The sequence below is a fragment of the Sphingobium sp. 15-1 genome (genome assembly GCF_013375535.1).
Classification (GTDB): Bacteria; Pseudomonadota; Alphaproteobacteria; order Sphingomonadales; family Sphingomonadaceae; genus Sphingobium; species Sphingobium aromaticivastans.
Window position 1 is genome coordinate 2,971,827 of sequence record NZ_JABXJG010000001.1, and the last position, 18,774, is coordinate 2,990,600.

18 protein-coding genes are annotated in these 18,774 nt (G+C 65.8%); 10 read left to right on the forward strand and 8 right to left on the reverse strand.

Translation table 11 applies throughout. From position 1 onward, the window contains the following. The first annotated feature begins 78 nt into the window (after positions 1-78). The 8 genes from HUK72_RS14190 to HUK72_RS14220 all read left to right on the forward strand — a co-directional run bounded on the left by HUK72_RS14190 (position 79) and on the right by HUK72_RS14220 (position 5,992). Complete coding sequence (locus HUK72_RS14190; protein ID WP_176597300.1) at positions 79-999, forward strand: heme o synthase; 921 nt, start codon at positions 79-81, stop codon at positions 997-999. Beyond that, a complete protein-coding gene (locus HUK72_RS27275; RefSeq protein WP_254911587.1) occupies positions 996-1,127 on the forward strand; it encodes a hypothetical protein in 132 nt (43 codons plus the stop codon). Before HUK72_RS14190 ends, HUK72_RS27275 begins: the two co-directional genes overlap by 4 nt. Continuing rightward, on the forward strand, positions 1,127-1,702 hold the full coding sequence (locus HUK72_RS14195; RefSeq protein WP_176597301.1) for a cytochrome c oxidase assembly protein: 576 nt from the start codon (positions 1,127-1,129) through the stop codon (positions 1,700-1,702). Before HUK72_RS27275 ends, HUK72_RS14195 begins: the two co-directional genes overlap by 1 nt. Positions 1,703-1,738: 36 nt before the next feature. Beyond that, positions 1,739-2,569 (forward strand): cytochrome c oxidase subunit 3, encoded by an 831-nt coding sequence (locus HUK72_RS14200; RefSeq protein ID WP_176597302.1) that lies wholly within the window; start codon positions 1,739-1,741, stop codon positions 2,567-2,569. 76 nt (positions 2,570-2,645) lie between these two features. Beyond that, a complete protein-coding gene (locus HUK72_RS14205; RefSeq protein ID WP_176597303.1) occupies positions 2,646-3,053 on the forward strand; it encodes a DUF983 domain-containing protein in 408 nt (135 codons plus the stop codon). Beyond that, positions 3,050-3,676: an SURF1 family protein gene (locus tag HUK72_RS14210; RefSeq protein WP_176597304.1), complete on the forward strand. Its 627-nt coding sequence runs from the start codon at positions 3,050-3,052 to the stop codon at positions 3,674-3,676. Before HUK72_RS14205 ends, HUK72_RS14210 begins: the two co-directional genes overlap by 4 nt. Positions 3,677-3,720: 44 nt before the next feature. Beyond that, on the forward strand, positions 3,721-5,121 hold the full coding sequence (gene thrC, locus HUK72_RS14215; RefSeq protein ID WP_176597305.1) for a threonine synthase: 1,401 nt from the start codon (positions 3,721-3,723) through the stop codon (positions 5,119-5,121). Position 5,122: 1 nt separating this feature from the next. Further along, positions 5,123-5,992: a class I SAM-dependent methyltransferase gene (locus HUK72_RS14220; RefSeq protein ID WP_176597306.1), complete on the forward strand. Its 870-nt coding sequence runs from the start codon at positions 5,123-5,125 to the stop codon at positions 5,990-5,992. A gap of 187 nt (positions 5,993-6,179) precedes the next feature. Here the strand turns inward: HUK72_RS14220 and HUK72_RS14225 are convergent, their stop codons facing one another. The 6 genes from HUK72_RS14225 to HUK72_RS14250 form a co-directional block, all read right to left on the reverse strand. Beyond that, the gene (locus HUK72_RS14225) at positions 6,180-6,689 is read right to left on the reverse strand and encodes a sterol desaturase family protein (protein WP_176597307.1); all 510 of its coding nucleotides are present in this window, start codon (positions 6,687-6,689) and stop codon (positions 6,180-6,182) included. 104 nt (positions 6,690-6,793) lie between these two features. Further along, positions 6,794-7,537, reverse strand: coding sequence for a TorF family putative porin (locus tag HUK72_RS14230; RefSeq protein WP_176597308.1), 744 nt, complete (start codon positions 7,535-7,537; stop codon positions 6,794-6,796). Between the two features lie 257 nt (positions 7,538-7,794). Then, positions 7,795-9,051: a mechanosensitive ion channel family protein gene (locus HUK72_RS14235; protein WP_176597309.1), complete on the reverse strand. Its 1,257-nt coding sequence runs from the start codon at positions 9,049-9,051 to the stop codon at positions 7,795-7,797. Further along, positions 9,048-10,271 carry a cystathionine beta-lyase gene (metC, locus tag HUK72_RS14240; protein ID WP_176597310.1) on the reverse strand — a complete coding sequence of 408 codons (1,224 nt, stop codon included), beginning with the start codon at positions 10,269-10,271 and terminating at the stop codon, positions 9,048-9,050. Before metC ends, HUK72_RS14235 begins: the two co-directional genes overlap by 4 nt. Beyond that, the gene (locus HUK72_RS14245; RefSeq protein WP_176597311.1) at positions 10,268-11,116 is read right to left on the reverse strand and encodes a sulfurtransferase; all 849 of its coding nucleotides are present in this window, start codon (positions 11,114-11,116) and stop codon (positions 10,268-10,270) included. Before HUK72_RS14245 ends, metC begins: the two co-directional genes overlap by 4 nt. Before the next feature lie 183 nt (positions 11,117-11,299). Beyond that, positions 11,300-12,490: a hypothetical protein gene (locus tag HUK72_RS14250; protein ID WP_176597312.1), complete on the reverse strand. Its 1,191-nt coding sequence runs from the start codon at positions 12,488-12,490 to the stop codon at positions 11,300-11,302. Between the two features lie 102 nt (positions 12,491-12,592). Between HUK72_RS14250 and queF the strand changes: the two genes are divergently transcribed. Further along, a complete protein-coding gene (gene queF, locus HUK72_RS14255; RefSeq protein ID WP_176597313.1) occupies positions 12,593-13,066 on the forward strand; it encodes a preQ(1) synthase in 474 nt (157 codons plus the stop codon). 211 nt (positions 13,067-13,277) lie between these two features. Continuing rightward, complete coding sequence (locus HUK72_RS14260) at positions 13,278-15,923, forward strand: M1 family metallopeptidase (RefSeq protein WP_176597862.1); 2,646 nt, start codon at positions 13,278-13,280, stop codon at positions 15,921-15,923. A 69-nt stretch (positions 15,924-15,992) separates the two neighbouring features. Here the strand turns inward: HUK72_RS14260 and HUK72_RS14265 are convergent, their stop codons facing one another. Both HUK72_RS14265 and HUK72_RS14270 read right to left on the reverse strand, forming a co-directional pair. Then, on the reverse strand, positions 15,993-17,309 hold the full coding sequence (locus HUK72_RS14265) for an acetyl-CoA hydrolase/transferase family protein (RefSeq protein ID WP_176597314.1): 1,317 nt from the start codon (positions 17,307-17,309) through the stop codon (positions 15,993-15,995). A 128-nt stretch (positions 17,310-17,437) separates the two neighbouring features. Beyond that, entirely contained in the window at positions 17,438-18,538 is a 1,101-nt protein-coding gene (locus HUK72_RS14270; protein ID WP_176597315.1) for a phytase, read from the reverse strand. Positions 18,539-18,774 lie beyond the last annotated feature (236 nt).

Consider the following 18,774-nt stretch of genomic DNA (forward strand, 5'->3'; position numbering starts at 1 on the left):
TTGGCGTAAAGGCCGCCAATTCCTGGAATCGGGCAATCCCGGCACGGTCATCGCGCCGGGATGCCGCATGAGGAGACTATGGCAAGTACGCCGATCATGTCCGAAAGCTCGGCTCCTGTGATTCCCGCGCATTGGCGGGATTTCGTCGCGCTGACCAAGCCGAGGGTGATGACGCTGGTCGTCTTCACCGGGCTTTGCGGTCTGCTCGCGGCGCCCGGCCATATTCATCCGATTCTGGCCTTCACCGCGATTCTCTGCATCGCGCTTGGCGCGGGCGCGGCGGCGGCGCTCAACCAGTGGTATGAGGCCGACATCGACGCGAAGATGAAGCGCACGGCCAACCGCCCGCTGCCCGCTGGCCGGATGGACCGGCAGTCGGCGCTGCATTTCGGGGTCGGACTGTCCTTCTTCTCGGTCCTGCTGATGGGCGTCGCGACCAATTGGCTGGCGGCGGCAGTGCTGGCGGTGTCGATCCTCTTCTACGTCTTCGTCTACACCATCTGGCTGAAACCCCGGACCGCGCAGAATATCGTCATCGGCGGCGCAGCGGGCGCCTTTCCCCCAGTGATCGGCTGGGCGGCGGTGACGGGCGACATCAGCGCCTTGCCGGTGGCGCTGTTCATGCTGATCTTCTTCTGGACGCCGCCGCATTTCTGGGCGCTCGCCCTGTTCGTCAAGACCGACTATGCCGCAGCGGGCATCCCCATGCTGCCGGTGGTTTCCGGCGAAGTGGCGACGCGCCGCCAGATCTGGTTCTACACCGCGATCATGGCGATGGCGGCGATGGCCCCGGTGCTGCTGCATCTGACCGGACCGATTTACGGGACGGCGGCGCTGCTCGGCACGGCGCTGTTCGTGGCTATGTCCTTTCAGGTCCTGCGCCGGCGGGAAAGCGATCCCGCCCGCATGGCGCCGGAAAAGCGGCTGTTCAAATATTCGATCCTCTATCTCTTCCTGCTCTTTGGAGCAGTGGTGGTCGACCGGTGGGTGTTCGCATGACCCCTGAAGAAGACCGGCAGGTCCGCGCCCGGCAGAAATCCCGCGCCATCGTGACCGGGTTGCTGTTGGGCGCTCTGGTCATTCTCTTCTACGCGATCACCATCGCGAAGATCGGCGGCGGGCATTGATGGCGAGCCTTCCTCCTTCTCCCTTCGACCGGGACCGCCGCAACCGGCGGACGCTGATCGGCATGGCGGGCGTCGGCCTGGCCATGCTCGGCCTGGGTTTCGCCTCGGTGCCCCTCTACCGGATTTTCTGCGAGCAGACCGGCTTTGGCGGCACCACGAAGCGCGCCGCCGCTAATGTGCAGGTGCAGGAAGCGGTCGGGCATCGCATGTCGATTCGCTTCGATTCCAACGTGACGCCGGGCATGCCCTGGCAATTCTATCCCGAACGCCGCACCCAGACGGTGACGATCGGCGCGCGGAACATGGCGATCTTCATCGCGAAGAACATGTCGGACAAGCCGGTCACGGGCACCGCCAGCTTCAACGTCACGCCGCTTCAGGCGGGCGCCTATTTCACCAAGATCCAGTGCTTCTGCTTCACCCAGCAAACGCTTCAGCCGGGCCAGCAGGTGCGCATGCCTGTCATCTATTATGTCGATCCGAAGATATTGACGGATGCCGACAATAAGGACACGCAGGAAATCACGCTCAGCTACACCTTCTATCCTGTTGAGCAGGACAAGAAGCCAAGCTAAGGCACAATCATAACGCGAACGGGGATGAGAAACGTCATGGCAGGCGCCAAGAACCACGATTATCATATTCTTCCGCCCAGCATCTGGCCCTTTTTCGGCTCCATGTCGGCGCTGGTCATGGCTTTCGGCGCGATCATGTGGATGCATCCCGATGCGATGCCCGCCGGCGGCGGCTGGGTTTTCCTGATCGGCGTCGCGGGCGTGCTGTTCACCATGTATAGCTGGTGGGCGAACGTCATTTCCGAAGCCCATGCCGGCGACCATACGCCGGTGGTCCAGCTTCACTTGCGCTACGGCATGATCCTGTTCATCGCATCGGAAGTCATGTTCTTCGTGGGCTGGTTCTGGTCCTTCTTCGACTTCTCGCTCTTCCCGAGCCAGTTGGCGCCGATCGAGGGCATGTTCCCCTCGAAGGGCATCGAGGTGATGAACGCCTTCGAACTGCCGCTGCTCAACACGCTGATCCTGCTCTGTTCGGGCACGACCGTGACCTGGGCGCACCATTCGCTGATCCATGGCGACCGCGAAGGGCTGAAGAAGGGGCTGACCGCGACCGTCATTCTGGGCGTGCTCTTCTCGTCCATCCAGGCCTATGAATATGCCCATGCGCCGTTCCCCTTCGGTCACAGCCCCTATAGCTCGGCCTTCTACATGGCGACCGGCTTCCACGGCTTCCACGTCCTGATCGGCACCATCTTCCTGCTGGTGAACCTGATCCGCGTGCATAAGGGCGATTTCACCCCGCGCCAGCATTTCGGCTTCGAGGCGGCAGCCTGGTACTGGCATTTCGTCGACGTGGTGTGGCTGTTCCTCTTCGTCGTCATCTATGTCTGGGGCGGCTGGGGCGCGCCGGTGCACGGCGGTTGATCCCGCCGGAGCATGGATGATCATCGGATAGCGGCCGGACTTGTTCCGGCCGTTTTCTTTTTCGGAAAGCCGGCATATGCCAGACAGCATGTCCCCGTCTGATCCCCGCCCCGCATCTCAGCCGCTGCTGGTCGCCGCGGCGGTGGGCGCTTGCCCCCAATGCGGCGCGCAGACGCTGTTTTCGGGCCCGGTCCGTTTTGCGGGGTCCTGCCGGTCCTGCGGCCTCGATTATGGCCAGTTCAATGTGGGCGACGGCCCGGCGGCGTTCCTGACCCTGATCATCGGCGCGGTGATGGTGGCGATGGCGTTGATCTTGGAACTGAAGGTCCATCCGCCGCTCTGGCTGCATATCCTGCTCTGGACGCCGCTGACGGTGGCTGCCGTGATCGGCAGCCTGCGCGTGGCCAAGGGTGCGCTGCTGATCCTCGAATATCGCAACAAGGCGCGCGAGGGCCGGTTGACCCAACAGGACCGCGAAGCGTGAGCCGCCGCCTGCCTCTCATCCCGACCTTGATCGTCGCGGCGGCGGTGCTGGTGATGATCGGCCTGGGCGTCTGGCAATTGCAGCGCCGGGCGGAAAAGGACGCCGCGCTGGAACTGGTGGCATCCAATCCCGCCAAGCCTCCGGTCGCCTTTCCCGCCTATCCCCCTGTGCCGCCTGAATTGCTGTTCCGCCGGTCTTCGGCCCATTGCCTGCAGGTGGTCCGCTGGCGCAGCGAAGCGGGCCGCGCAGCCGATGGTTCGGTGGGCTACCGCGCCATTGCCGAATGCACGACGGGTGCCGAGGGCCCCGGCCTGCTGGTTGCGGTGGGGGTCGCCCGGACGCCCGACGCCAAGCCTCAATGGCGCGGCGGCCAGATGCGCGGATGGATAGGGGAGGAGCCCGATCATCGCTCGCTCCTGTCGCGGATCGGCGGCAAGGCCATGCCCCTGCGGCCCATGCTGATCGCCGGAGAGGCTGTGCCGGGCTTGAAGCCGCTCGCGCCGCCCTCCGTCGCGGACGTGCCCAACAACCATCTGGCCTATGCCGTGCAGTGGTTCTTCTTCGCTGCCATCGCGGTGATCATCTACTTGCTCGCGTTGCGCAGACGGACGGCACGACCTTAAAAGCTTGCCCGAAGCCGCGTCCGGCGTTACCGCGCTACCCCATCATGCATTATGTGAGCACCAGGGGGAGCGCGCCCGCGCTCGGGTTCGAGGATGTGACGCTGGCGGGGCTGGCGTCCGATGGCGGCCTTTATCTGCCGGAAAGCTGGCCCAGCTTTTCCGCGGAGGATATACGCGCGCTTTCGGGCCTGTCCTATGTCGAAACGGCGGTGCGGGTCATGGCGCCCTTCGTCGCCGGTTCGCTGAGCGAAGAGGAATTGCGGGAGCTGTGCGCGGCCGCCTATGGCCGGTTCAGCCATGATGCGGTGACGCCGCTGGTGCAACTGGATCACCGGCATTGGCTGCTCGAACTGTTCCACGGCCCGACGCTGGCGTTCAAGGATGTGGCGCTGCAACTGCTCGGCCAATTGTTCGAGCGGTTCCTGTCGCGGCGGGACGATCATCTGACCATCGTCGGCGCGACGTCGGGCGATACCGGTTCGGCGGCGATCGATGCCGTCGCGGGCCGCGAGAAGATCGACATCTTCATGCTGCACCCCGAAGGCCGCGTGTCGGACGTCCAGCGTCGCCAGATGACCACGGTGCTGGCGCCCAATGTCTATAATATCGCCATCGACGGCAGCTTCGACGACGCGCAGGCGCTGGTGAAGGCGATGTTCAACGATGCGGCCTTCGCCCGTCGCTTCAACCTGTCGGCGGTGAACAGCATCAACTGGGCGCGGCTGATGGCGCAGGTCGTCTATTATTTCTACGCCGCCGTCCGTCTGGGCGCGCCGGAACGGGCGATCGCCTTTTCCGTGCCCACCGGCAATTTCGGGGATGTGTTCGCGGGCTATGTCGCGGCGAAGATGGGCCTGCCCGTTGCCAAGCTGATGGTCGCGACCAACGTCAACGACATCCTCCACCGGGCACTGTCCGAGGGCGATTACAGCCAGGGGCAGGTGGTCGCGACCGCGACGCCCAGCATGGACATTCAGGTCAGCTCGAACTTCGAACGGCTGCTGTTCGACGCGGGCGGGCGCGATGGCAAGGCGCTGGCGGAACAGATGAAGGGCTTCGAGGCGAGCAAGGCGATGCGCCTCACCAATGCGCAGCGGGATGGGGCTTCGGCGCTGTTCACGTCGGCGCGGGTCGATGCCGACGCCATGACCATGGCGATGCGCTGGGCCTATGACGCGGCGGGGCAGGTGATCGATCCACACAGCGCGGTCGGCCTGGCGGCGGCGCGGGCGATCGATCTCGATCCCGCCGTGCCGGTGGTCACGCTGGCGACGGCGCATGCGGCGAAATTCCCCACGGCGGTCGAGCGGGCCACGGGTCTGCGCCCGTCGCTGCCCTCGCGCGTGGGCGATCTGTTCGCGCGGGAAGAGGCCTATGCCAAGCTGCCCGGTACCTTCGACGCGGTCACCGCCTATGTCGCGGAGCGGGCGACGCCGAGGGGTTGAGGTGAACCTCCAGACCCTCATCGGTGAGCCCTGGCCGGATTATGGCCTGATCGATTCCGGCCATGGACGGAAGCTGGAGCGCTACGGCCGCTTCCGCTTCATCCGGCCGGAGCCGCAGGCGATGTGGGTGCCCGCGCAGGACGACTGGCGGGCCGACGGCGAATTCATCCCCGGTTCCGACGAGGAAGGCGGTGGGCGCTGGTTCTACGAGCGACCCGTGCCCGCCGAAGGCTGGCCGCTGCACTGGAACGAGGTGACGTTCCAGGCCAGTTGCACGCCCTTCCGCCATCTGGGCTTCTTTCCCGACATGGCGCCGGTCTGGGATTGGATGCGGGGCAAGGTCGCGGACAAGGCGGAACCGCAAGTCATGAACCTGTTCGGCTATACTGGCGTCGGCACGCTGGCGATGGCGGCGGCGGGTGCGCAGATGGTGCATGTCGACGCTTCCAAGAAGTCGGTGGCGCAGGCGCGGGCCAATGCGGCGCTCTCGGAGCTGGAGGATCGGCCGGTGCGCTGGATCGTCGACGATGCGGCGAAGTTCGTGGCGCGGGAGGTGCGGCGGGTGCGGCGCTATGACGGCATATTGCTCGATCCGCCGAAATATGGGCGCGGGCCGGATGGGGAGGTCTGGCGGCTGGAAGAGGATTTGCCTGGACTGATCGCCCATTGCCGGCAGTTGCTGGATGCGGACAGCCGGTTCTTGTTCCTGACGGTTTATGCGGTGCGCATGTCGGCGCTGGCGATCGGGGAATTGCTGAGCCAGGCCTTTGCCGATCTGCCGGGCACGGTGGAAGCGGGCGAGTTGGCGGTACGAGAAGAGGCGCGGGGGCTGATGCTGCCCACTGCCATCTGGGCGCGATGGAGCCGCTGAACTGAAATAAGCGGGGGGTTTTGGCTAATCCAAGGCATTCCCCCTCCCGCCGGCGGGAGGGGTTAGGGGTGGGTGCGAGCGCAGCGAGCTTCCAGCTTAGCCGTTGAAAATCCCCGCTGATGTCGCGCCAGCCACCCCCTGGCCCCCTCCCGCCTGCGGGAGGGGGAATGTCCTGAATCCACCCCTTTCACCCTCCTCCATCGCCCTTGGCCGCGCGCAGGACGGCCTCGCCCTTCTTCCCCAATTCGCGTTTCAGTTCTTCCGGGCGCGGCGCCACCAGGAAGCCGAAGCTGACGCAGCCCTCCTTGCTCTCGACCGCATGATGCAGGCGGTGGGCCTGGACGATGCGCTTCATATAGGATGAGCGCGGGACATAGCGGTGCGCGACGCGGCGATGCACGATGATGTCGTGGAAGCCGAGATAGATGGCGCCATAGGCCGCGATGCCAGCGCCCACCGCCGTCGCCCAATCGCCCCACTGCCATTGCACCCCGCCCAGCAGCAGCAGGATGGAGGGCATGGCGAAGATCACGAAATAGAGATCGTTCGCTTCCCAACGGCCGGTGCGGGGGCGGTGATGGCTGGCATGCAGGAACCAGCCCGGTCCATGCATCACCCAGCGGTGCATGACATAGGCGAAGCCCTCCATCGCGGCGATCGTGGCCAGGAAGATCAGGGCGAGGGGCAAGGCGGTCATGCGGCCCCTTATAGGGCGAGGCCGGCGTTCAGGCGACCCGCAAAGGGCAAGAAAAAGGCCGCGATCCTTGTGGATCGCGGCCCCCTTCGTGACTTTTCAGACGATCAGAAGGACGCGGTGATCGAACCGACCACGCCGGCCTTGCTGATGTTGCGGCCGCTCGGGCTGTAGAGCGACTTGTCGGTGTCGACATAGCTCACGCCGAAGGTCAGGTGGCTCCAGGTGTAGGTCGCGCCGATGTTCCAGTCGGTATATTCCTTGCCGATGGTCAGGTAGCTGGGACCGAAGCTGTGGCCCAGATGCGCCGATACGCCCAGCGGGGTGTTCGGGATGCTGGCCGACAGGTCGCCCGCGACGTACAGATTGTCTTCCTTGCCGTTGCCGACGGACAGAGCCTTCGCCTTGGGCGCATAGGCAGCGCTCAGCTTGGCGGTCGCCGGGCCGAAGGTGCCCTTGACCGAGGCATAGGGCTCAACGAAGTCGGTGTTGCCGCCGCCCGAACCCGGATAGTAATAATACAGCACGCCGACGTCGAAGGTGGCCGCGCCGACGGTCTTCGAATAACCGGCGATCAGGTCGAGTTCCTGGTCGCTGCCAGCGGCGACATAATCGTCGATCGAGCTGCCCCAGGTCGAGACGTAGAAGCCCGATTCATGGGTCACGGTGATGCCGCCCTGCAGCGCGAAGCGCTTGTCGGTCTGCGAGATGCCGCGGAAGCGATAGTCGGTGACGACGGCCGCATTGCCGGTGACGGTCAGCGCCGGAGTGGGCTCGTCCTGGGCGAAGGCGGGTGCCGACACGGCGGCCGCCAGAGCCAGGGCCGAAAGGCCGAGAATGGACTTACGCATATGATTTCCCCTTGGTCGTTATCTGCGATCGTCCCGCCTGCGTCATGGTCCCAAGTCTCTGTCGTCCCTGCACGGGATGGACCGGGTTGCCTCAACGAGTGAGGGGATGCCTTTCCCCGCTGCGGCGCACAAGATTTTATTGCCGTTGCGTGTCGTTTGCTTCTTCAATGTTGCTGGTCTGCAACAAAATCAGGCATGATTATGGCGCGGCGCTGCCCGATGCGCGCTTTTCGCCGTAATTGTCGCAGGACGAAGGGCTATCGCAGCGGCGTAACGCCGCGGGGCGCGTGGATGACGCGCTGCGGATAGGGGATGGCGATGCCATGTTCGCGAAACAGCAGCCACAGCCGCCCCAGCACATCGGACTTCACATTGCCGACGCCGCTTTCCGGGTCGCTGATCCACACCAATATGTCATGTTCGACGCGATTCTCGCCAAAGGCCGTGAGCCAGACATTGGGCTTGGGATTGCGCAGCACGCGGGGGCTTTCTTGCGCGGCGCGGAGCATCAGCTCCTGCGCCAGCTTCAGGTCGCTGTCGAAGCTGACGCCGACGGGGATGCGGACGCGGACGTTGCGGTCGGAATAGGACCAGTTCTCCACTTCCTGCGTCATCAGATTCTCGTTCGGGATCAGATGTTCCTTGCCGTCGCGGGTGATGACGCTGACGGCGCGCACGCCGATCTTGTTCACCCAGCCGAAGCTGTCGCCCACCACGATGACGTCGCCCGGCTTGATCGAACGGTCCATCAGCAGGATGATCCCGGCGATCAGATTGCCGAAGGTCTTTTGCAGGCCGAAGCCGACCGCCAACCCCAGCGCGCCGGAAAAGACCGCGAAGGCGGTCAGGTCTATGCCCAGCAGGTCGACGCCGATGAAGAAGGCGACGACGATGACGGCGATGGCCGCCAGCTTCTGCGCCAGCAGCTTCTGCGTGGCGTCCAGGCCATGGGCGCGGGTGATGCTGCGCCCAACGATGCGGTTGGTGAGGCGCACCAGGGCGAACAGCGCGACGCAGATGGCGGCCATGCTGACGAGGCCGAGCAGGGTGACGCGCCGCTTGCCGAGGTCGAGGCCGACGCCGTCGAGCATGTCGGCCACGGGCGCGAAGCCCCCGCTGCTGCCGGACAGGACCATGACGAACAGCAGCAGGGCGATGGGCAGCACGGCAAGGCGCGCTATGGCAAGGCTGCGCAGGATGTGCACGGCGAGCAGCGAGAGCGACAAAGCGAGGGCGGCGCCCAGGATCAGATGGGCGAAATCCCCAATCGGCCAGAAGGCGACGGCCATAACCATCATGGCGGCGGCGATGAGGTGGTGCAGGATTGGGCGGAGATGGCCCGCCAGCGCTTCCCCCAAGGCGCGGAAACGGCGGCGCAGGCGGGGCGAGGCGAAGCGGGAGGCGGCGCTGGCGATCAGATAGATGGCGACGGCCAGCGCCACGGCGATCAGCGGGTGGACGATGGCGGGATCGCCCGGCAGCCGGGAGAGCAGCGCGGGCAGGCCCGGCATCATCCGCGCACGGCCCGGAAGCGGGCGAGACCGGCGTCCAGGTCCACGATCAGGTCGTCGGGGTCTTCGAGGCCGATTTGCAGGCGGACGGCGGGGCCCGCTGCCTGCCAAGCGGTGGCCGTGCGGTAGCGGGCGGGGTCGACTGGCAGGGCGAGGCTTTCGAAGCCGCCCCAGCTATAGCCGATGCCGAAATGGGCGAGGCCGTCGATCAGGGCGGCGCGGGACTTTTCGTCGCCGCCCTTCAGGACGAAGCTGAACAGGCCGCTGGAGCCGGTGAAATCGCGTTGCCACAGTGCATGGCCGGGGCAGGAAGGGAGCGCCGGGTGGAGGACGCGGGCGACATCGGCTTGTCCGGACAGCCAATGGGCGATCTTCAGGGCGCTGGCCTGATGCTGGTTCAGGCGGACGCCCAGCGTGCGCAGGCCGCGCGCGGCGAGCCAGGCGTCGTCGGGGCTGGTCATCTGGCCGAACAGATAGGCGGTCTGGCGGATTTTCGGGAAATAGGCCGGGGTGGCCGTCACCGATCCCATCATCACGTCGCTGTGGCCGACAATATATTTGGTGCAGGCGAGGATGGCGATGTCGACATTATGAGACAACGCCTGGAAGAAATAAGGCGTGGCCCAGGTGTTGTCGATCAGGGTCGCGATGCCCTTTTCGCGCGCGATGGCGGTAATGGCGGGGACGTCCTGCACCTCGAAGGTCAGGCTGCCGGGGCTTTCCAGGAAGATGGCGCGGGTGTTGGGGACGATCAGATCCGCTATTCCCGCACCCACGGTCGGGTCGTAATAGACCGTCTCTATGCCCAGCGGGCGCAGCATCTGTTCGCAGAAATTGCGGGTCGGGTCATAGGCGCTGTCGACCATCAGCAATTGGTCGCCGGGCTTCAGCACCGCCATCAGCGCGCAGGCGATGGCCGCGACGCCGGAGGGGTAGAGCATCGTGCCTTCGGCGCTCGGCTCCATTTCGGTGAGGGCGTCGGCCAGGCTCCAGGCGGTGGGCGTGCCCTTGCGGCCGTAGAAGAGGCGCTCATGGGTGCTGCGGCCCGCCGCGCTGCGCAGATGGGCGACATCGTCGTAAAGGATGGTGGAGGCGCGCCAGACCGGCGGGTTGACGATGCCGCCGGGCTGGCCGGGCATGCCGGTCCATTCGGGCTTTCGGCCCGCCTGCGCGAGTTGGGTAAGGGGCTTGCGGGGCCCTGGCTTGTCGGAATCGTGGCTCATGCGGCGGGGCCGGTTTCCTTCGGCGTGGCGGAGTCCAGGCCCCATTCGGACCAGCTCCCGTCATAGAGGGTGACGTCGGTCTTGCCGAGCAGTTCGAGGCCCGCGAGGATGATCGCCGCCGTGACGCCGCTGCCGCAGCTTGTGATGGTCGGGCGGTCGAAATCAGTCCCGGCGTCGAGGAAGAGACGGCGGAGCTCCTCGCCCTGCTTCATGCTGTTGTCGGCATGGTAGAAGGCGGATGAGGGGATGTTGCGGCTGTGCGGGATATGGCCGGACGCCATGCCGGGGCGCGGTTCCTTTTCCTCGCCGGTGAAGCGGGGCGCGCCTCTGGCGTCCAGCACCTGTTCGGCCTGGGTTTCGAGATTGGTGAGGAGGTCTTCCTTGGTGCGGACCTGCCCGACGGCGCGCTGGGCGGTGGCGTTGCCGCGCGGGGGCGTGGGGACGCCGGATTCGGTGGAGCGTCCCTCGGCCAGCCATTTGGGAAGGCCGCCGTCCAGGATCGCGGCGCTTTTGCCCACACCGTAGAGACGCATCATCCACCAGCCGCGCGCGGCGCTGTGGGTCGGGCTGTTGTCGTAGACGATGACGCGGCTGTCGGCGTCTATGCCGAGTTGCTGGCAGCGCTCCGTCATGAAGGCGTCGGTGGGCAGCATGCCGGGGCGCGGGTCGTCGGGGTCGGCCAGGGTGGGAAGGTCGAGGAAGGTCGCGCCAGGAATGTGAGCGGCTTCGAATTCGGCCCTTGGGTCGCGAGGCGTGCCGGGGAGGAAGAGGCTGGCGTCGACGATCCTGAGGTCGGCCTTGCCGAGTTCCCCGGCGAGCCAGTCGGTCGATACCAATATGTCCATATGCGCGCCTATTCCTTCTCTGCCTTGTCCGACGGACACCGTGTTCCTGCGCAGGCAGGAACCCAGTTCAAACGGCGGGTCTCGGCTCTCATGAGCCACTTGTCGCATTCGAGTGCCTTCGCAGGAGCACGGCAGGTTTTCACTCTAGGGTCGGTAGGCGACTGTGAAAAGGGCCGATTGGTCCTAGCTGGCGAGGCTGAGCGCGGTCGCCCGGCTGCCGGGGGTGCGATATTGGCGCGGGCCAAGGTCGAGGCGGAAGGGGGAGAGGCGCTCGACCGGCGGCGTCTGTTCCTCGCCCACGATGAAGGTGCCGCCGGTGCGGCCGGTGCCTTCGCTGTCGCCCGCCAGGTCCGTCCAGCGATATTGCGCGTCGAAGGCGATCAGCGGGATCAGCAGGGCGCGCTGGCCCATCTGGATCGCCGCGATTTCCTGCGCGTTAAGGCGCATCTCGCCGGTAAGCTTCTGCGTTTCGCCCGGTGCGATCGAGACGATGGAATGGACGGGGAGGCCGGTCTCGCCCGCGAAGAATTGCTGGAACAGCGTCTGCTGCTGCGCGTCGGCATTGGCGATCAGGCTGCGGACGAGAATGTCCTCCGCCGCCCGGTTGCCGCGATTGTGGAGCGTCAGCGTGTAGCCGATGGTCGCGCCCATCAGCGTCAGGCGGGCGGCCTGCACTTCCATGGCGAGGTCCAGCCAGGGGCGCTCGCTGGCGGCGGGTGCGGGTGTGGATTCGGGCTTGGCCGGGGCCGGTGGCGGGGCGGGGGTCGCCTTGGGTTGCGCGGGGCGGGGAGCTGGAGGCGCGGGTTCGGGTTCGTAATAGGGTTCGTCGATCTCCTCCGGCTTGCGGCGGCGAAGCCAGAGGAAGGCGCCGATCAGCAGGACGGCGCCAGCGGCTGCTGCGGCGATCCAGGGCCAGTAGGGGGCGGGTTCCTCCGCGGGCGCAAGCGGGGCTGCTTCGGGCGCGGGGGCAGCGCCATTGTCGGCGGGCGGGAGGGATTGGTTCTCCACCGCCTCGGGGGCTGGCGCGGGTTCGCTGGGCGGGGCGCTCGCTGGCGGCGTCTGGCTTTGTGGTGCCGGTTGAGGGCTGCGCCGGGCCTCGGCCGGGCGGGGCTGCTGTTGCGGCGTAGGCTGTGGCGCGGGAGTGGCGGCGGGCGGAACCTGGATCGTCGGGGTGACGACCGGCGGCGGCGTCACGGTCGTGGGCGCGCCGCGAAAGACGTCCAGTTCGGGGCCTTGTCTGTCGGGATTAGTTGTTTGCGGCTGGGTCGTGCGCGGCAAGTTGAAGACCGGCTCCGTGCCGTTTTCCTGCTGGGCAAGGGCGGGTGCGGCCAGCAGCAGCGGCGCGGCGAGCATAAGCGAGAAACGGAACCCCATGGGTCGCAGCCAAGGCATAAGCCCCAGTGAACCCGCCATGAACGAAAGGCAAGAGAGGCGCGACGATGACATATGGCGTGCAATCGCGTAGATGGCCTGCCCATGACTGACACGCCGACTCCCCTTCAGCCTTCTCCGATTCATCTGGGCCAGACCAGCGCCCTGCCGTCGCGTCCCGAAGAGGCCGTGCTGGACTATGTGCCCAATCCCCGGCCGGGCAAGCCCTATCTGGTGCGCTTCACCGCGCCGGAATTCACCTCCCTCTGTCCGGTGACGGGGCAGCCGGATTTCGCGCATCTGGTGATCGACTATGCGCCCGCCGCGACCATCGTGGAATCGAAGTCGCTGAAGCTGTTCCTGGGGGCGTTCCGCAACCATGCCGCTTTCCATGAGGATTGCACGGTGGGGATCGGGGAGCGGCTGTTCGCGGAGATGAACCCGATCTGGCTGCGGATCGGCGGCTATTGGTATCCACGCGGCGGGATTCCCATCGATGTGTTCTGGCAATCGGGGGAGCCGCCCGCCGGGCTTTGGCTGCCTTCGCAGGATGTGCCGGGTTATCGCGGGCGGGGGTAATTCGCCCGAAGAGAGAATCGTGCTCCTGCCTGCGCAGGAGCACGGGATGTTTCCGGCCCGTCTCTGTTTGACAAACGAACAACAACATTCGACCAACGACATGGGCGGTGAGACGCCCGCCTTGACCGGCAGGCCGAAACAGCCGATCCCCCTGTCATCATGGCGCGAGCCTTTTGCCGCGCCGTTCCAACGTGTCGGAGTTGCGAACCTCATGCCCTTTTCGAAGATTCTCCCGTTGATGCTGGCGGCCGCGCCCCTTGCCATGGCGATGCCCGCGCTGGCGCAGACGGCGCCCGCAGGCCCCGCCGCGGGCGTCACCACCCAGTTGCCGCGTGGCGCAGCGCCCAGCCATTATGCGATCCAGGTCACGCCCGATGCGGCCAATCTGAAGTTCACAGGCAAGGCGGCCATCGACGTCACGGTGGCGCAGGCCATGCCCGCCCTGGTGCTGAACGCCGCCGACCTGACGGTGAGCAGCGTCACCCTGACGCCTGCAAAGGGCAAGGCGGTAAAGGGGACCGCCAAGGTCGACGCCGACGCGCAGACCGTGACCTTCGACTTCGGCAAGCCGGTCCAGCCGGGCAGCTACACGCTCGCCATCGATTATGCGGGCACCATCAACACCCAGGCGAACGGGCTGTTCGCGCTCGATTATACCGACAATGCGAGCAAGGCGAAGCGCGCCCTCTTCACCCAGTTCGAGGCGCCCGATGCCCGCCGCTTCGTGCCCAGCTTCGACGAGCCGAGCTACAAGGCGACCTTCGACCTCTCCGCCGTCATCCCCGCCGACCAGCTTGCGGTCAGCAACATGCCGGTCAAGAGCAGCGCCGACGCAGCCGGGGGCAAGAAGCTGGTGACGTTCGGCACCTCCCCGAAAATGTCCTCCTACCTGCTGTTCTTCGGTCTGGGCGAGCTGGAGCGCGCCACCAAAATGGCCGGCGCGACCGAAGTCGGGGTGATCACTGGCAAGGGCAACACCGGCAAGGCGCAACTGGCGCTGGACGCATCGGCGGCGATCCTGCCTTATTATAACGACTATTTCGGCGTGCCTTTCCCGCTGCCCAAGCTGGATAATGTGGCCGGACCGGGCCAGAGCCAGTTCTTCTCCGCCATGGAGAATTGGGGCGCGATCTTCACTTTTGAGCGCGCGCTGCTGGTCGATCCGCGCTTCACCTCCGAAAGCACGCGGCGGACTATCTATTCCATCGTCGCGCATGAAATGGCGCACCAGTGGTTCGGTGATCTTGTCACCATGGCCTGGTGGGACGATCTCTGGCTGAACGAAGGTTTTGCAAGCTGGATGGCCACCAAGGTCACCGACAAGCTGAACCCGGAATGGGAAATGCTGCTGTCCCGCGTCAATGGCCGCGAGCGCGCGATGAGCCTGGATTCGCTGGTGACGACCCACCCGATCCTCCAGAAGATCCACACCGTTGATGAGGTGAACCAGGCCTTCGACGACATCACCTATGAAAAGGGTGAGGCGGTCATCACCATGCTGGAGGGCTTTGCCGGGGAGGATGCGTGGCGCTCGGGCATCCGCGCTTATATGAAGCAACATGCCTATGGAAACACCGTGACCGACGATTTGTGGAAAGCGGTCGAGGGCGCGGGCGCCAAGGGCGTGGTTGGCATCGCGCATGATTTCACCAGCCAGCCGGGCATTCCGTTGGTGAAGGTCGACAGCGCGCAATGTCAGGGCGGATCGACGATCCTGTCGCTCAGCCAGGGCGAGTTCAGCCGCGACCGGAAGGACAAGACCCCGCTCAAATGGAATGTGCCGGTGATGGCCCAGACCATCGGCGGGGCGCAGCAGCGGCTGATTCTGAACGGATCGGCGCAGGTCACGTTGCCGGGCTGCGGCGCTTATGTGATCAATGCGGGGCAGACGGGCTATTATCGCTCGCTCTATCCTGAAACCAATGTGAAGGCGCTCGCGAGGGATTTCACCAAGCTCGCCTCCATGGACCAGATCGGCCTGCTGGCGGATAATTTCCAGCTTGGCCTGGGCGGGTACCAGCCCATGGGTCTGGCGCTTGACTTGATCGACGCCGTGCCTGTCAATGCCAGCCCCGCCGTGCTGGCCGAGGTGCCGGGTTATCTCGACAGCGCCCATACGATGCTGGAGAGCGACAAGGCGGCGCAGGCGCGGGTTGCGGCCTATGCCTCGAAGAAGCTGAGCCCGGTGCTGGCCAGCGTCGGTTTCGACGCCAGGCCGGACGAGAATCCGCAGGTGCCGGTGCTGCGTTCCTCGCTGGTGTCGACCCTGGGCGGCATGGGCGACAAGGCGGTGGTGGCCGAAGCGAACAAGCGCTTTGCCGCGCTGGCGGGCAATCCGGCGGCGCTGGACGGACCGCTGCGTAATGTCTGGTTGCGGATCATCGCGGAAAATGCCGACGCCGCGACTTGGGACAAGCTGCGCGCCATGGCCAATGGGGCGAAGACGGACCTCGAAAAGAGCACGGTCTTCGCGCTGCTGGGCGTCGCCAAGGATGACGCGCTGGCGAAGAGGGCGCTGGACCTCGCCATGACCGACGAGCCGGGCAAGACGACCAGCGCGGCGATCATCTCCGCCGTGGGTGGGGAGCATTCGATGCTCGCCGTCGACTATGTGCTGGCGCACCGCCAGCAATATGAGGCGATGATCGACGTGTCGGCGCGCTCTCAGGCGATTGCGCGGCTGGGCGGCAACTCCGCCGATCCGGCGATGGTGACGAAGCTGGACGGCTATGCGACCCAATATCTGACGCCGGAATCGCGCAAGGTGGTGGATCGCTCCATCGCCGCGATCAAGACGCGGATTGAGACGCGGGCGCGGCTGAAGCCCGCGCTGCTCGCCTGGTTCGCCAAGAAGTGAGATGTGGGGGCGGTGAGCGATCCACCGCCTTTTTTTAGTCCTCCCCATCTTTCGATGGGGAGGAATTTCTTACAGCAACCGCCGCTCGAAGGCGCCGCGCTCCAGTTCCTCCCGGAAATCGGGATGGGCGATCCCGATCAGCGCGCGGGCGCGTTCCGACAGCGTCTTGCCCTTCAGGTCGACCCAGCCATATTCGGTGACGACGATATGCGTATCCGTGCGCGGCGTCGTGACCGGCCCGTCGAGCCACGGCACGATCCGCGAGACCGTCCCCTTCGCCGCCGTCGAGTGGCAGGCGATGATCGAACGCCCGCCCTTCGACGCATAGGCGCCACGCACGAAATCGAGCTGGCCGCCGGTGCCGCTATATTGGCGGCCGTTCATATATTCAGAATTGCAGGCGCCGCCCAGGTCGACCTGAATCGTGGCGTTGACCGAAATCACCTTGTCGTTCCGCGCTATGATGTGCGGGGCGTTCACATGCTCGACCGGATGCGCCTCCAGCGCCGGATTGTCGTGCAGGAAGTCGTAAAGGCCCTGATCGCCCATGGCGAAGGTGAAGACCGATCGGCCGGGATGGATCGCCTTGCGGCTGTTGTCGACCACGCCCGCCTTGATCAGCCTGACCAGGCCAGGGGTGAGCAGTTCGGTGTGGATGCCAAGGTTCCGGTGATCCATCAGCGCGGCGCAGACCGCGTCCGGCACCGCGCCGATGCCCATTTGCAGGCAGGCGCCGTCCTCCACCATGCCCGCGATGATCGCGCCGATGGCTTCGTCGTTGGGCGTGCGCGGCAGGGGCGGAATCTGCACCAGCGGGACATGGTTCTCCACAATCGCCGTGATCGCCGAGAGCGGGATTTTGCAGTTGCCATGGACATAAGGCATGGCGGGGTTGACCTCCACGATCAGCCGGGCGCCGCTGCGCGCCATCATCAGGGCATAGTCGGTGTTGGTGCCCAGGCTGAAATGGCCGTCCGCGTCCATGGGCGAGACGGTGACGAACAGCGTGTCGGCGCGCAGGCTCTCCGTCAGGATGCGGGGAATCTGGTGGAACTGGACCGGCATCGTTTCCACATAGGGCTGCGTCGTGCCGGCGCGCTGGGCGTCGGCCCCGCGCTCGACGCCGCCGTGGAAGAGGCTGACATGGCGGATGCGGTCGCTGAGGTCGGGCGACAGGATCGACTGGCTGGCGGCGGCGCAGGCAAGCATGCAATAGAGCGTGCCGCCAGTGAGATCGCCGGAGCGGACGCGGTCGGCCAACGCGTCCATCAAGGCGGGCGGATAGCTGATGGCAAGGCCGACGACCATCTTCGCGCCACTGGGGACCAATGCGGCGGCTTGCGCTGCGGTCATGGTCTTGGCGCGATAATCTTCTGCGATGGACATGCTGCTCTCCCCGGCTTTTGGAGGGATTGTCGCGCCGTTGGCAGCGGAGCGCAATCGCGACGAAAGTAGGGGGCAGTCTCTCCCCTTGCCCCCTTGCCTCCTGTCCCCTTGCCGACGCGGGGGAGGCTTTAGCGGGCCAGGCCCAGCGCCTGGGCGATGTCGTCCCAGGCGACCAGCTTGAAATTCTGGGCAGCCGCGGCGTTGTGGCCGTCCTGCGCCACGAAGAGCCCGCCGGGATAGGCGGGGCCGAAATCGCCCAGCATCAGGTCGATGCCGTCGGTTTCCTCCGACCCGCCAATGGCGCCGTCGACCACGCGGAAGCGCCCGGCATAGCTGTCATCGCTCAGGCTATAGGCGACATAGGCATTGTCCCCCTGGCTGGAGACGAGGACATAGCCGTCCTTCTCCCCCATCGGCGCGATGGCGACGCCCTCGGCATCCATGACGAGATTCTTGCCGTCGGCCGCCGCGATCTTCGTCGGCGCGGTCGGGCCAGCCGGTCGGGCGTCGAAGCGCCAAAGGCCGACATCCTCCTCCGCCACATAAAGGATGCCGGTGCGGTCGTCGACCGCGCAGCCTTCCGACTGGGTGCCAAGCTTCATGGAGCGGACGATACTGCCGCTCGGCGTGGCGCCCGAGAGATTGAGCGCGACCTGATTCACCGTGCCGTCCTTCATCACGATGAAGGCGGAGGTCGTGGCGGCGTCCCTATACAGGCAGACGCCATAGGCTTCGCCCTTGCCGCCCTCGACCTTGCCAAGCGCCGAAAGTTTCGCGGTGGCCGGATCGAGACGAAAGAGGGCGAGGCTGGCATTGGCGACATCGTTGCGGTCGCTGGCGACGACCAGGATGCCGCGCTGGCCGCCGATCGTCACGCCGTCGCGCAGGTCGACATTGTTGACCCGCCCCGCGTCGAGAAAGTCGCGGGTCTTGCCATCCAGGCCATAGACGTACAGCCCGGCCTTCTTGTCGGTGCCGACGATCAGGCTTTGCGACGGGTCGGCGGCGTTGCGCCAGATCGCCGGATCGTCCGCCGCATCGGCATTGGGCGTGCCGACGGGGGCGGTTTCCCCTCGCGCAGTGATCGATGCGGCCGGCGTGGCGTTGGCGATGCGGACTGCGACCGGGATTTCCTTTTCTCCTGCGGCGGCGCAGCCCGCCAGCGCCAGCAGGGCGAGCGTGGAACTCAACGCGCCCAGCGCTCCTCGCAAAAATGCTGAATCTCTCATGCCATGGATCGTCATTTCATCGCCCCCGAAACCATTCCTTGCCAGGATCGGAGCCGATGCCGGGCGAAGGTCATGATAGGAAAACCGGGCCGGTCGAACGCGTCGCCCCGCCCCGAAGCGGGCTTTGCTGGCGGCGGGAGGTGACAATTTGATGACGCGGGGGAATGGGACGGCCTTGTCACAAATGGACCCTGAAGTGACATGGAAATGAAATCATGGGGTCATGCGGCTGTAAA